The organism is Chishuiella sp. (assembly GCF_032109125.1).
Classification (GTDB): domain Bacteria; phylum Bacteroidota; class Bacteroidia; order Flavobacteriales; family Weeksellaceae; genus Empedobacter.
In genome coordinates this window covers 1-14,748 of the sequence record NZ_DAMCLZ010000001.1, presented here as the reverse complement: position 1 = coordinate 14,748, position 14,748 = coordinate 1, and the positions used below count along the sequence as shown (strand labels likewise).

Annotated in this window: 14 protein-coding genes; 5 read left to right on the top strand and 9 right to left on the bottom strand. The window is 26.6% G+C overall.

Features of this window, described 5'->3' with window-relative positions; all coding sequences use genetic code 11:
* Positions 1-26 precede the first annotated feature (26 nt).
* The 3 genes from RT575_RS00070 to RT575_RS00060 all read right to left on the bottom strand — a co-directional run bounded on the left by RT575_RS00070 (position 27) and on the right by RT575_RS00060 (position 3,254).
* Positions 27-314 (bottom strand): HU family DNA-binding protein, encoded by a 288-nt coding sequence (locus tag RT575_RS00070; RefSeq protein WP_019975917.1) that lies wholly within the window; start codon positions 312-314, stop codon positions 27-29.
* Positions 315-446: 132 nt separating this feature from the next.
* Positions 447-1,388 carry a methionyl-tRNA formyltransferase gene (gene fmt / locus RT575_RS00065; RefSeq protein ID WP_313577846.1) on the bottom strand — a complete coding sequence of 314 codons (942 nt, stop codon included), beginning with the start codon at positions 1,386-1,388 and terminating at the stop codon, positions 447-449.
* A 3-nt stretch (positions 1,389-1,391) separates the two neighbouring features.
* Complete coding sequence (locus RT575_RS00060; protein ID WP_313577844.1) at positions 1,392-3,254, bottom strand: RecQ family ATP-dependent DNA helicase; 1,863 nt, start codon at positions 3,252-3,254, stop codon at positions 1,392-1,394.
* A gap of 177 nt (positions 3,255-3,431) precedes the next feature.
* Here RT575_RS00060 and RT575_RS00055 point away from each other — a divergent pair, with 177 nt between their 5' ends.
* The 4 genes from RT575_RS00055 (at position 3,432) to ybaK (ending at position 7,141) form a co-directional block, all read left to right on the top strand.
* Positions 3,432-3,866, top strand: coding sequence for an FKBP-type peptidyl-prolyl cis-trans isomerase (locus tag RT575_RS00055; protein ID WP_313577842.1), 435 nt, complete (start codon positions 3,432-3,434; stop codon positions 3,864-3,866).
* Between the two features lie 152 nt (positions 3,867-4,018).
* Positions 4,019-4,762 carry a 3-oxoacyl-[acyl-carrier-protein] reductase gene (fabG, locus tag RT575_RS00050; protein ID WP_313386734.1) on the top strand — a complete coding sequence of 248 codons (744 nt, stop codon included), beginning with the start codon at positions 4,019-4,021 and terminating at the stop codon, positions 4,760-4,762.
* An 84-nt stretch (positions 4,763-4,846) separates the two neighbouring features.
* A complete protein-coding gene (gene menD / locus RT575_RS00045; protein WP_313577840.1) occupies positions 4,847-6,517 on the top strand; it encodes a 2-succinyl-5-enolpyruvyl-6-hydroxy-3-cyclohexene-1-carboxylic-acid synthase in 1,671 nt (556 codons plus the stop codon).
* A 141-nt stretch (positions 6,518-6,658) separates the two neighbouring features.
* Positions 6,659-7,141, top strand: coding sequence for a Cys-tRNA(Pro) deacylase (gene ybaK / locus RT575_RS00040; RefSeq protein WP_313577838.1), 483 nt, complete (start codon positions 6,659-6,661; stop codon positions 7,139-7,141).
* A 335-nt stretch (positions 7,142-7,476) separates the two neighbouring features.
* On the opposite strand, the gene RT575_RS00035 is transcribed toward ybaK, so the two are convergent.
* A complete protein-coding gene (locus tag RT575_RS00035; RefSeq protein ID WP_313577836.1) occupies positions 7,477-8,520 on the bottom strand; it encodes a DUF2971 domain-containing protein in 1,044 nt (347 codons plus the stop codon).
* A gap of 341 nt (positions 8,521-8,861) precedes the next feature.
* Between RT575_RS00035 and RT575_RS00030 the strand changes: the two genes are divergently transcribed.
* The gene (locus RT575_RS00030) at positions 8,862-9,629 is read left to right on the top strand and encodes a hypothetical protein (protein WP_313577834.1); all 768 of its coding nucleotides are present in this window, start codon (positions 8,862-8,864) and stop codon (positions 9,627-9,629) included.
* 304 nt (positions 9,630-9,933) lie between these two features.
* Here the strand turns inward: RT575_RS00030 and RT575_RS00025 are convergent, their stop codons facing one another.
* From RT575_RS00025 to RT575_RS00005, 5 genes are all read right to left on the bottom strand, one after another.
* Complete coding sequence (locus RT575_RS00025; RefSeq protein WP_313578655.1) at positions 9,934-10,035, bottom strand: DUF5522 domain-containing protein; 102 nt, start codon at positions 10,033-10,035, stop codon at positions 9,934-9,936.
* 54 nt (positions 10,036-10,089) lie between these two features.
* Complete coding sequence (locus tag RT575_RS00020) at positions 10,090-10,272, bottom strand: cysteine-rich CWC family protein (protein WP_313577832.1); 183 nt, start codon at positions 10,270-10,272, stop codon at positions 10,090-10,092.
* A gap of 10 nt (positions 10,273-10,282) precedes the next feature.
* Positions 10,283-11,587, bottom strand: a complete 1,305-nt coding sequence (gene brnQ, locus RT575_RS00015) for a branched-chain amino acid transport system II carrier protein (protein ID WP_313386727.1) — start codon at positions 11,585-11,587, stop codon at positions 10,283-10,285.
* Positions 11,588-11,697: 110 nt separating this feature from the next.
* Positions 11,698-12,417 (bottom strand): 3-ketoacyl-ACP reductase, encoded by a 720-nt coding sequence (locus tag RT575_RS00010; RefSeq protein WP_313386726.1) that lies wholly within the window; start codon positions 12,415-12,417, stop codon positions 11,698-11,700.
* A 105-nt stretch (positions 12,418-12,522) separates the two neighbouring features.
* The gene (locus RT575_RS00005; protein ID WP_313577830.1) at positions 12,523-14,388 is read right to left on the bottom strand and encodes a DUF3857 domain-containing protein; all 1,866 of its coding nucleotides are present in this window, start codon (positions 14,386-14,388) and stop codon (positions 12,523-12,525) included.
* Between the last annotated feature and the right edge of the window lie 360 nt (positions 14,389-14,748).

Below are 14,748 nucleotides of genomic sequence, written 5' to 3'. Positions count from 1 at the left end.
GCTTTTTTATATTTTATAAGAAAAAATTATTTTTTCTTTTTAGTATCAACTGCTCCTGATAATTCAGATCCAGCTTTAAATTTAGCTACAGTTTTAGCAGCAATTTTGATTTCTTTTTTAGTTTGTGGGTTGATACCTGTTCTAGCAGCTCTCTCTGATGTTGAGAAAGTACCAAATCCTACTAAAGCAACTTTATCTCCTTTTGCTAAAGCTTTTGTTACATTTTCAGTAAATGAATTTAAGGCTTTTTTAGCAGCTTCTTTAGAAATTCCAGCGTCTGCTGCAATTGCGTCAATAAGTTCTGATTTGTTCATAGTTGTAAATTTTTAAATTAATTTATACACAAATATACTCTTTCCCTTTATTTGTGCAAGTTTCAAGACAAAAAATTTCAACTTTTTTAATGATTTTTTTAAAAAAAGTGTCAAATATCAGAAAAAATTAAATTATTTAACAAATAATAACGCTTCATTTTGATGTCCATTGATAAAATCCTTAGCTAACATTTTTCGCTTACCTTCGGGCTGAAGTTCCAAAATTTCATAACTACCTGAAGGTAACTTTACATATAAATTATTTTTCTGTAGTACCAATTGAAAATTATCAGCTTCTAATACTAAATCAGTCTTTACACCAGCATAAATTTTCAAGGTCTTATATGTCTCATCATTTCCATACGTAGTCCAAGCACATGGATAAGGAGATAATCCACGTATTTTATTATGAATAGTATCTATTGAATTATTCCAATCGATTTTACAATCTTCTTTAAAAATTTTAGGGGCATGTTTCAATTCTAATGTTTCATCTTGAGGATGGGGTTTTAAAGAATCATTTTCTAAACCATCTAATGTTTTCACTACTAACTTTGCTCCTATTTGCATAAGCTCATCATGAATTTTACCTACATTATCATCTTCTCCAATAGTAACCTTATCAGAAATTAAAATATTACCTGTATCAATTTTTTCATCAATTAAAAAAGTTGTTACACCTGTTTCTTTATCTCCATTCATTACTGCCCAATTAATTGGAGCTGCACCTCGGTATTGAGGTAAAAGAGAACCATGTAAATTAAATGTCCCTTTTGCAGGAATAGACCACACTACTTGTGGTAACATACGAAAGGCAACAACAACAAAAACATCAGCATTCAAAGATTTTAAATTTTCAATAAAATCTTCATCTCTCAATTTTTCTGGTTGTAGTAAATGTAAATCATGTTCTAATGCATATTTTTTAACATCAGAAATATTCATTTTTTGACCTCTTCCAGATGGTTTATCTGGAACAGTTACTACTCCTACTACTTCGTGATCACTATTTGTATTTATTTCGTGTAAAGATGTCGCCGCAAATTCTGGCGTTCCCATAAAGACTACTCGCATGTTTTATTCTATTAGTTTATAAGAATCTAATCCTATTGGCTGAATTTTTAACTCATCAATTAAAAATTGTAATTCAGCTAGAATTTTTTCTTTTGGCGAATTTAAGAATTTTAAAAGAATTTCGTTTTGTGTTCTTGGTTGTTCTTTTAAATAATCTATTAATTCTATTGAGCTAAAATCTACTGTTTTTTGTTTTGAAATACACACATCACATTTTCCACAATTTTCATCAGTTTTTTGATTAAAATATCCAAATAGTAAACGTTCTCTACAAATTGCATTCTGTTCTGCATAATAAGCCATTGCCTGTAATCTTTTCCAATTATTAATTTGTATCGACTCGAAATCTTTCCAAAGTTTCTTTGTAAATGCAGTTGAATTTCTTGGAACTAAGAATCGAAACCTCATTAAAAATCGATCTGAGTAATCGATTAAATCTGTATTAAAATAATCATGCAAAGCATTTCTTATATCACCAATACTAAGATGTAAATCGAAAGCCATTTTACTTTCACTTACTTCTCTATTCTGTATAAATATTCCGGGATAATGCCTTTGTAAATATTCTAATATTCTATTATTTTCTAGACTTGCAGAATGTGGTGAAACTTTTATTCTTATTGTACTATTTTGAGAGTAATTTTTCTGTTGTATAATTTCTTTTATATTTAAAAAATCGATAAATTGTACAACCATTTTTAGATTAAGTCCAAATTTTTCAGCAAATTTTGGTAAATCAAGTTGATAATTAATTTCTGTTAATTCACCTTCAGCAATTTGTAATTGACTAAATAAACAATTCGATATTTTTATAAAATCATTTTCTGAAGGTAAATTAGCTTTAAAAATACTTTCTGCTTGTATTCTGTCTTCTGGATTAAAAAGGTATATACCAACAGATTCTTTATTATCTCGTCCGGCCCTACCAACTTCTTGATAATATGCTTCGATACCATTTGGTAAATCTATATGAAAAACAGATCGTACGTTCGGTTTATCTATTCCCATTCCAAAAGCATTTGTAGAAACTATAATTCTAGAATTACTTTGTGTCCATTCATATTGCTTTTTTTCCTTTTCTTCCTTAGTTAATTTTGCATGAAAATAATCTGCATCAAATCCATTATCAATTAAAAAATTAGAAATTTCATATGTCAATTTTCTATTTCGTACAAATACAATACTAGAACCAGGATATTTTTTAAAAAAATAAATTAAATCACTTTTTTTATCAGAAGATAAAAAGACATTATACGATAAATTCTCTCTTTTTAAAGATGATTTAAAAATTGAAGGTTCTTTCAAATCTAGCTTTTCTACAATTTCGTTTTGAATTTTTTCTGTTGCAGTAGCAGTTAAAGCTAAAATTTTTACCTTAGGAAATAAATGTCTAATTCTAGAAATACGATGATAAGCTGGTCTAAAATCATGTCCCCATTCAGAAACACAATGTGCCTCATCAACGGCAATCAAAGCAATATCAACCATAGATAAACGTTCTATAAATAATTTACTTTGAAGTCTTTCAGGAGAAACATACAATAACTTTATTTTATGACTTTGACAATCATCTAATATTTTTCCAATTACATTTTGATCTAATTCATTCGTAATATATGATGTTGAAATTCCTTTTGATTGTAAATTTTGAACTTGGTCTTTCATTAGTGCAATCAACGGAGAAATTACTAATGTTAAGCCATCAAGTATTATTGCAGGAATTTGATAACACAATGATTTTCCTCCACCTGTAGGGAGAATTGCTAATGTATCATTTTCATTTAAAACACTAGAAATAATATCTTCTTGTGGATTTTTAAATGAATTATAATTCCAATATTTAGAAAGTACTTCTTTTGGTGTCAAATTATATATGCTTTAATGTAAAAATAACAAATTTTAAATCAGTTTTAAAAACATTTTTAATAATGAATTGATCTTAATATATAAATTGATAAAAAAAACTTTAGATAAATTCAGAATAAAATAGATTTACTATAATTAAATTTGCAAAATATAATCAATTAAAAAAATAATATAATTATGGGTGTTGCAGAATTATTATTGAAACGCAAGAAAGAATTAGCAGAAAAAAACCAAAATGATGGTCTTGCATTTCGTGAAGAATATAAGAAAAATGTTAATGTACAAGAAACTGAATCGGGTTTATTATACGAAGTTATTACGATGGGGGATGGTATTAAACCTGCCTTATCTGACACTGTTCTTTGCCATTATCATGGTATTAACATAAATGGTGAAGTTTTTGACAGTTCTGTACAAAGAAAAAAACCTGCAGCATTTCCATTAGAAAAAGTTATAAAAGGTTGGACAGAAGGTTTACAACTAATGCCTGTTGGTAGTAAATTCAAATTTGTAATAAAACCCGAGCTAGGATACAAAAACCAAGAAATATCAAAAGAATTAGGACCTAATTCTACCATGATTTTCGAAGTAGAATTATTAGGTATTTTATAAAAAATAACATCCAAAATATTTAGATGTTTTGGATGTTACCCTAAAGACGAATATTTAATTCTATTCATTTATCAATTTAATACGATATATTCTATTCCATTTTTCACTTTCATAAAAAATCGTATTTTTGACCAAAATAAATACCAATAAACATGAATTTATTGCAAGGTAAAACAGCAATCGTAACTGGCGCAACTCGCGGTATTGGAAAAAGTATTGCTGAAGTTTTTGTAAAAAATGGCGCTAACGTTGCCTTTACTTATGCTTCTTCTGTAGAAAAAGCAAAAGCTTTAGAAGAAGAATTAAGTCAATTCGGAAAAGTAAAAGGATATCAATCAGATGCTTCTAATTTTGAAGCTGCTCAAAAATTAGTTGAAGATGTTTTAGCTGAATTTGGTCAAATTGATGTTGTAATTAATAATGCAGGAATTACAAAAGACAACTTATTAATGAGAATGTCTGTAGAAGATTTCGAAAATGTAATTCAAACAAACTTAAATTCTGCATTCAACTTAACTAAGGCTGTTATTAAACCAATGATGAAACAACGTTCTGGTTCTATTGTTAACATGTCTTCTATTGTTGGAATTAAAGGAAATGCTGGTCAAGCAAATTATGCTGCTTCTAAAGCGGGATTAATTGGTTTCTCTAAATCTGTTGCTTTAGAATTAGGTTCTCGTAACATCCGTTGTAATGCAATTGCTCCAGGATTTATCGAAACTGAAATGACAGAAGTATTGGATCCTAAGGTAGTTGACGAATGGCGTGCTGGTATTCCATTGAAACGTGGAGGAAAACCAGAAGATATTGCAAATGCATGTTTATATTTAGCTTCTGATTTATCAAGTTATGTAACAGGACAAGTTTTAAGCGTAGACGGAGGTTTACATACTTAATTCTATAAAATATCATATACATTAAAAGGTTTTGTTTTAGTAAATTTGCTAAACAAAACCTTTTTTTAATTTAATACAATTCCATTGAGAAAAATATCAAATAAATTAAATGTTCAATTGATTACCGAAACATTATTGGCTTTTGGAATTGACCATATAGTATTATCTCCTGGCTCTAGAAACGGGGCTTTAACAATGCAATTTACCAACGACGAACGTTTCAAAACCTACAGTGTTGTAGACGAACGTTCAGCTGGATTTGTAGCCTTGGGAATGGCACAACAACTACAAAAACCTGTTGTTGTTTGTTGTACTTCAGGTTCTGCAACAGCTAATTATTATCCTGCTGTAACAGAAGCTTTTTTTCAGAATATTCCATTAATTGTTTTATCTGCTGATCGACCAGAACATTTGGTTGATAATTTTGATGGACAAACTATTCGTCAACATAATCTGTTCGAAAAACATTCTGTACATAATGTTCAACTTTCTGAAAGTGAAGAAACAGATGATTTGACTAGAAATATGCTTTTAACAAAATATGCATTAATCGACTGTGTAAACAAATCTGCTCCTATTCATATTAATATGCCTTTTTCTGAACCTTTGTATGAATCAGTTTCAGAATCATCAATTCAGATTGATAACATTACGATAGACCATAAAGTTTATCCAGAAATTGATGTGATTGATTATATGCGTCGATGGAATTCATCTGCTAGAAAAATGATTTTAGTCGGATTACATCATCCAAATGAAGAATTTAATCATTATCTATCTCAGCTAGCCGAAGATGAATCTGTGGTCGTTCTTACAGAAGTTACATCAAATACACATTCTTCTAAATTTTTCAATAAAATAGATCAAGTTATCTTCCCTTACACAGAAGAAGAATTAGAAGCACTAAAACCAGATATTTTATTGACAATTGGTCAAAATGTTGTTTCAAAAAAAATAAAACGTTTCTTAAGAGAACATAAGCCTACACAACATTGGCATTTAGACGAATATTGGCAACCTGATACTTTCCAAGCATTAACAGATAAAATAGAAACAAAACCAGAGATTTTCTTAGAACAATTTGTACCATTTGTCAACCAAAAAGAATCAAATTATTATTCACTTTGGAATACAATACGAGAAGCGAATGAGAGAAAACATAGAGAATACATCAATATGATTCCGTTTTCTGACTTAAAAGCTTTTGACTCTATTATTCGTAATTATCCAGAAAATTGGCAAATACAATATGGTAATTCAACAGTAATAAGATATGGACTATTATTTGACCATAAAAATTCAAATGCTGTTTTTTGTAACCGTGGAACAAGCGGGATTGACGGTTCTACTTCTACTGCAATTGGTGCTTGCATCGCATCAGAACAAAATACTGTTTTAATTACTGGAGATATTTCTTTTTTCTATGATTCTAATGCACTTTGGAATGTAAATATGCCAAAAAACTTCAGAATTATATTAATTAATAATGGTGGTGGAAACATTTTCAAGTTTATTCCTGGACCATCGGAAACAGATGTTGTTGAAGATTATTTTGTAACAAAACACCATCATACAGCGGAGCATTTAGCAAAAATGTTTGATTTCGATTATCAAGTTGTTTCCAACTTAACTGATTTAGAAAATTCTTACAAAGAGTTTTATAATGAAAGTGAACGACCTAAAATTATAGAAATTGACACAAAAAATTGTGCGAACGATAGTATTCTTAGAGGCTATTTTTCAACAATAAAATAAATAGATTATACTATTTTCTACCTTAATTCTCTATACATTTTTCTATGAAAATACTCGAATTGACAGAAAAAAATAAACAACAATAAACCAAGAATAGATTTATAAATAACCTATTCTTGGTTCATTTAATAGCCAATTAATATGAGCAATAAAACTGCAAAAACAAATGCGGTAAGATTATTAGATACTAACAATATCGCTTATACCTTACGAGAATACGAAGTAGATGAAGAACATTTAGATGCACTTCACGTTGCCAATTCTTTGGGTGTAAATCCTGAAGGAATTTTTAAAACTTTGGTTCTTAAAACAAATACTAATTCGTATTTGGTTGCTGTTATTCCGGCTGATACACATCTGGATTTGAAGAAAATTGCAAAAGTTTCTGGGTATAAAAGTTGTGAACTATTACCGTTAAAAGAATTACTTAATTTAACGGGTTATGTTCGTGGTGGATGCTCTCCTATTGGTATGAAAAAATTATTTCCCACTTATATCGAAGAATTAGCAACTTTACAAGATAAAATATGTATAAGTGGCGGAAAAAAAGGATTACAAATCATTATAGAACCAAATGATTTATGTAATCTTATTGATGCTCATTTTGAAGATATTGTACAATAATTTTATATTCTTTCTGGGCGTTACCTTACAGGTCGGGCTTTTTGTTGCAATCTTTTGTTACCGGAAACTTCGAGAACCTCAGTTTCCGGTAACAAAAGGATTTCCACTGCAATCCCTAACGCAGATTTGGGTTTTGAAAAATATATTAAATTAGTTCTAATTCCCAAGTTCCTTTAGTTGAAAAAATAGGCATTGGAAATATCCAAAACCAAATAATAGTAAACTTTGAGACCAATTATTTTATTTTTATATTTAATTTTCCGCAATAAATAATCTCAATATTGTTTTTAATTTTTATGTAAAAATTTCTTATTATCTAAACCTATTTTTTTTCTTTAATATTTTTCTTTAATATTTTTCTTTATTTCTCTATATCTCGATTTTTTATTAGGAAATTCATAGATAATTTTATCCGTATACGAAAATTCTGCAACTAAGACATCTGCATATTTTAAATACTCCTCATCTGATAAAGGATATTTTATAGCAATATCAATAAAATTTTTATCATTTAGAAAATAAATAACAGAAAATTTATATGAATATTTTTCGCTAATTCCCAAAGCTAAATTAGTTAATTGTTTCGAACTATAATTTTCTTTGAGAAGAATATAATAGTTAATTGTTTCAAAATAATTTACTTCTTTCAAAGTCTCATAATTATATTTCGATAGGTCATATTTAAGTTTTTTCTTATCAGACCATATTTTTTTTCTTTGAAATATATTTTTCGTTTTATCTACATATAATTTATAAAAAATTATATCTCTATTTTTAAATTTTTTCTTAAATAATTCTATTAATTCTTCACTTGCTTTACAACCAAAATATATTGCAGTTATAAAAGATTCATGATGTGTTTTAAGAGATGATTTTTCAAATATTAATCTTATTTCTTTTTCATGTTTCCAGTCTGATGATTTTGTAGCAAACATTTTCTTAATAATATTTTCTCTTATATCAGAAATAGCAACTAGCGGTTTTTTATTTGTATAATCGACTTCAATACTATAGGATAAATCTTCATTCAATGATTTATCTTTCAATTTTTCATAATCATATTCAATACAATAACCTTTATTATCATTTGCATAGTAAGACCATAACGGATGACTATTCCATATTTTAGAAAGAGAAAATATACCTAGAACTTCTTTATATTTTTCTATTTTTTTATAAGTTTCATTTATGTTTGAAGTATTTATATTAAATACCTTCCCAATTTCCATCAATTCTTGGGAAATTATTTCATCAAAATTTGCTTCAAAAACATCATTCAGATTTTCAAAATTAGATGCAAAAAATTGATTTTTAGAAAAGGTTTGAAGATCTCTTTTTAAATATTTTTTATCATCACTTCTATATTTATAAACTTTCATTTTAAACTATTTTATTCAAAAGTTATCACTAAACTAATATTCATTTCTTTCAAATATAGTTTCATTTTTTCAACTGATAAAACTATCTAATTACCATGTTTATATCTGCGTTAGGGGTTGTAGTGGAAATCCTTTGCTTATTGAATGTATTACGACTTATGCTCAATGGCCAATTAGAAAAGATTGGAACGAAAAACCCGACCGAAGGGAACGCCCAAATTATAATGAATATAATTTTATAGATATCATTACTGTTTATAAATGTTATGGTGATATTGGGCTTTTACTTACTTTAAATGAAGTATCTTTACGACAATTTCTAATCTTAAAAATAAAATTGAATGGAATTCAATATTACAAATAGTTTAAAAGAGCTTAACAAAGATTATAATGAAGAAAATTCTTCTGAAATAATAGAAGCACTACTTTATAATCCAACTGAATTAACAGATGAAGATCATGACTTAATAGATCAATTGGGTGATAAGTTTTTACGAATTGCTGCGCAAATTTTTGTGGAAGATTTAGCATACGATTTTAATACTTTGGTTAATTATTGGGAAGCTTTCATTGGACAATTAACAGAAGATCAATCAAAAAAATTATTAAATTTTGCTATCGACCAAACTGATGTGGATTTTGTAGAGGATTTTATTATTGGTTATAGAAAGTTTTATACAAACCCAAAAGAAAGTATTACATTTTTTAACAAAATTGATGAAAAAGAATTTTATGAAATAAAATTCTTTAAAGCTAGATGCTATGAGGTTTTGGAAGATTATGAAAAAGCTATTGAAGAATATAATAATTATTTGAGTTCTTCTTATTTCCAAAAAGATGAAAATTTAGAGCAAGCTGCAGTAAATAAATTTTATATTGATCATACTATTGCTTCTCTCTTAGTTAAATTGAAAGATTATAAGAAAGCAAATGAATACTTTGATAAGATTTTAAATAAGTTTGAATTTGAAGAATATCTTTCAAATTTTGATGAGTCAAGCAAAGATGAAATTAAATCATTTTTGTTAGATTATGTAGAAACATTAGAAAATGTTGGAAATGATGTTGAAGCTAGCAACATAAAAAATAAAATAGTAAAGTTTTTTTAATACATTACGACTCTTTAATACGTTATTGATAATCTATGTACGCAAGTCTTAAAAAGAGCTTTAATATTTTTTTATGATAAATATCAATAAAATTTATTTCAACTATAAAAAAATAAATAGTATTTTATAGAAATATTTACATAATCACCCTATATTTGCAATGTAAGTAATTTATTCATAGTTGTTAAGAGAATATGGAAGTAGATTATGATGATGATTTATTCTCATATAGCAATATGTATAGTTTTTTATAGTATTTTTAGGTTGGTTAAAAAATGGTTCAAGACTTTCTTGAACCATTTTTTTATTTTGTATATCCGTAGGCACAATGTCTACAATTATTTTTACAACAGTTTCCTTTTTGAAAATGAAAAAATTCTGTAAAAACCCAAAATTCATTTTCTATATAATAATGGACATTAACTATATATTCATTAGTTAATTCTGGAAATTTATACTTCTAAGCAAGTGATGAAAAATCATTTAACTGATTTAAACAATCATTACATAAACAATTATAAAAAGTATTAGATAGAAATTTTTTAGTTTCATCCTTTAATACAATTTTAGTACAATCACAATTCTTTATATCATTTGTATTACAAGTAAATTCTTTTTTACATCGTTCACAATTTTTATTCATAGAATCATATTTATATGATTTTATTTTTAGCATTAATTTTAGAATATAATAAACCAATTAAAAAAGCTACACACGAAGGGAAAATCCATCCTAAATCGTACGAAAAGAAAGGAATTACATTTAAATAATTTAAAGTACTATTATCTAATAAATTTAAAAGTTTTAAAACATCTAAAAATGCTATTACTGCTGTTGCAAGCATTGCAAGTTTATAAGGCAATTGATTTTTTATTTTTTTACCAAATATAACGATATAAATAACTAAGGTAATTGTTATAGGATATACAAATGCTAATGCTGGATATGCAAATTTTATAATTTTATCTACCCCAGCAATAGATAAAATAAAAGAAATTATTGTGCAAAGTATAATTAGTAAAAGGTAACTTAATTTACCTCTTGTCATTTTCGAAAAAAATGTACCTACAGCTACAGTAAGTGCTATGGCAGTTGTAAGACAAGCAAAGGACATACAAAGTGCTATAGCTAAAAGCCCATATTCTCCTAATACATTTTCTGAAATCTTAATTAATAATTCTGATCGTTGAATTTCATTATTCGTAATTCCAGAACTAGCACCAAGAAAAATTAATCCTCCATAAAAAAATAATAAACAACAAATTGTAAGAATTCCTGAAGTAATTACTATTTTAGTCTTACTTTTTATATCAGTATATCCCATTTTTTTTGCTGCAGTGATTATAAGTCCTGAAAAAGCTACAGCTGCTAAAACATCCAAAGTTTGATAACCTTCTAAAAATGCTTTAACAAAAGAATCTGTCATTGTCATTTTATCAGGAATTATTGTAGTAGTAGGATTTATAACTCCACAAACAATTAATAAAATTAAAAGAAATAAAAGTATTGGAGTCATAAATTTTCCGAGTAAATCTACTACTTTAGAAGGTTTATAAGAAAAAATAAAGGTAATAACAAAAAATATAATAGAACCCCAATATGGTTTCATTTCAGGAAAAAATGGTTTTAATCCAGTTTCAAAAGTTGTAGATGCTGTTCTTGGAATAGCAATACAAGGACCAATACAAATCATAATAATAGTACCTAAAACTATAGTAACTTTTTTATTGACTCTATTTCCTAAATCATTAAAATCATTACCCGATATTGCAATAGCTAAAACAACCAAAAAAGGTAATAATACTGCTGTTAATACAAATGCAAAAATAGCTGTTGAAAAATTAGCTCCAGTTTGTAAGCCTAAAAGTGGTGGAATTAATAAATTTCCTGCACCAAAAATCATTGTAAATAATGCAAAGCCTAAAGTGAAAATATGTAATAATTTTTTATTTTTCATGAAATAGTAATCGAGTATTGATATTTATTCTAAAACTTAGGCAAATAAATGAAAAAAAATCCAGTTTAATACTAAACTGGATTTTTATAATTTTTATGAATTTCTTTTAATTAAGGATTAGTTGACCATAAAGAACCTGAAGCTAACATAGCTCTTCTTTCTAATTTTAATATATCTACTATAAATTCTGCGAAATCTTCTGGTTGAAGCACTTTATCTACATTACCATCAGTAATTTTCAATACATCTTTAGACATTTCTGAAGCTATTGTACTTGGAGTTAATGTAGTAACACGAATATTCTTCTTTCTTAATTCAAACATTAATGATTCTGATAAACCAATTAACCCCGCTTTCGAAGCTGAATAAGCTGATGTTACAGCATTTCCTTTAAGACCCGCAGTAGAAGAAACATTAATTATATCACCACTTCCTAACTCAATCATAGAAGGAAGAACTGCTTTAGATACATAATAAGGTCCAAATAAATTTGTTTTCACAATATCTTCCCACTCAACTTCTTCCATTTCCAAGAAACCTCCAAAAGCTGCAATTCCTGCATTATTAATTAAAATATCAAATGCTCCAAAAGATTCAACTAATTTATTCAATTCTGATTTAACCTCTGATTTATCAGAAACATCAAAAACCGAATAAGATGATTTAACACCAAATTTTTCTATTTCTTTAATTGTTTCTTCTAATGTATTTTTATTTCTTCCTGTAATTGCTACATCAACACCTTCTTTAGCTAATGATAAAGCTATTGCCTTACCAAGTCCTCTACTTCCTCCAGTAACTAATGCTTTTTTCCCTTTTAAATCTTGCATAATATGTATTTTTATTATAATTATTTCTATATATACAAATGTATCTATAAATAAAAATTTTTCAAAATTTAAAGATTTATTTATTAATTCAAGTCAATAAAATATTTACTTTTTTTTCATTAAAACTTCTTTATTTGACTCAACTCTTATTTGATCAAAAAAAGATTTTAATTTACCATACTTATTTACTTCAAAAACTCCTTCAGGTAAAATAAATTGATAAATAATTGTAACTTGATTATCTTTCAATTTTACATCTTGATAATATTCTAATCCTAAATCAGATTTATGATGTGCTTTAAATTTATCATCTAAAACTATTTCATAACCTTCAGGAATTTTAAATTTAGTATTTATGTTAAATAGATAAGGGAAGTTAAACTCAATATTTCGTTCTCTATTCTTATCATCAAAAGTATACTGTTTCAAAAATTCTCTTAAAGGACTTATAAATGTATAAAATGGTGCATTTACTATTTTATTTTCAGATTTATAACTTTTTACATATTTATCTGATTTATATGTAAGCTTTGTTTGATCATCAATATCAAATTGTGTATCTAATGATTCTGTTAAATAATATTTCAATACATCTTCATCTTGTGCATTCTTATTGTAAAAATAACCATTAAAACTATCTTGTCTATTTAAAATAATTTTATCTTTAAGAAATTGATAATTCATAACAGATTCATAATTAGATAATCTTTGAGCTAATTTCACAAAGTTTGCATCTCCCTTTTTTAAAATAACTCCATAATAATTAAAAGCTTCTAATGGCCCATAATTTATTTGCTCTCTATTCAACTTAGAAGCATCTAATATAATTGGTAATCCATTTTTTAATTCTACTACAGTCATAACAGAATTAAACTGATTAATAAATGGATAACCAATTCTCAACTGTCCATGGTCTCTTGTACTGTACAATACAAGATGAGATTTAAATCCTTTAGCTAATAAAAGTTCATTTAATAATAAATTTAAATCAGCAGTATTACCTAATTTTTCGCTTACTAATGTTCTGTTAGTTAGTCTAGGAACTATAGAATAAAAATGATTCCATTTTACATTACTATCCACATAATTAATAATATTTTTCAAAGTTTCTTCTTCGTCTTTACCATCAGGAATTGATTTTGCAATATCCTTTACAAAGGAATTATTTCTATTTGAAATATATTCGTTATTTAAATCATTAATTAATTTTTTCCATGCTTCAAATGTATTTTTAGTTCCACCATCTGTATGGTAATTATCTGCTTGTAATTTTATTCTCTCACTTTGATCTTCAGGATTATAAACATATTTCAAGTCATTAAAACTCTTAATATTATTTAATATCCATTTTGATGTATTATCTTTTTTAGATCTATATTTTGTATTCAAATCATCTCCAATTGTAATAATAGAATAACCTCCGTAAGTAGAATTATTCAAATTAAATTCACTAAATATTGTAGGAATATCATGCTGAAAATTCCAAGCATCAATAGAAAAATTATGCTGACTATTTTTTACATATGTATATTCAATTATTGAACCTACTTTTACATTAGGAAAAGTAAATGTCTTTGCTGAATATAATTCATTTATATTAACATCAAAAACTTCTTTACTATCAATTGGTGTAATCACCATTTCCCCATTAACATTATTTATTGTATTTCCTTTAATTCCAGAAATAGATTCATCTTTGTTTTTACTGTAATAATTAAGTTTAATAATTGATTGCTTTACTCCTTCTTCAGTTAAAATTTTTATTCTTCTTTTTACTTCTAATCTATAATTAGCAGGTAAAAGATCCATTGTACCTTCTTCATAAAGTATAACAGCATCAGCATTTTTATCAAAAGGAACACTTATTAAGCTAATATTATCCTCGGAGGGTTTTCCAAATTTAAAATCATTTTTCTGACTAAAAGATAAGGTTGAAATTAGAAGTAAAAAAATAGTAATTGTTGATTTCATATAGTTTTTTAAATTGTAGCGCAAATATATATTTTTACAATTCAAATACCTTTATATTTCTTAAAATATGTTAAATATTTCTTATTTGAGCAATCTTTTTGGAACGCTTTACTTTCAATGTTTGCAAACAAGTAAAATAAGTTTTTAAATTTAATAGAATCGTTTGCAAAGAATTTACACTACAATTCCTATTGTGAATTAAAAAGTCTGAATTTAGAAACTAGAAGTTTTAAGTTGTGAGTTGTGAGTTATTAGTTTTAGGTAATACGTTTAATGACTAATAACCGAAGAACTGAAAAACTTAAAAACTTAACAACCCCGAATACTTTGTACATTGTACATATTACGTAAATTATAAGC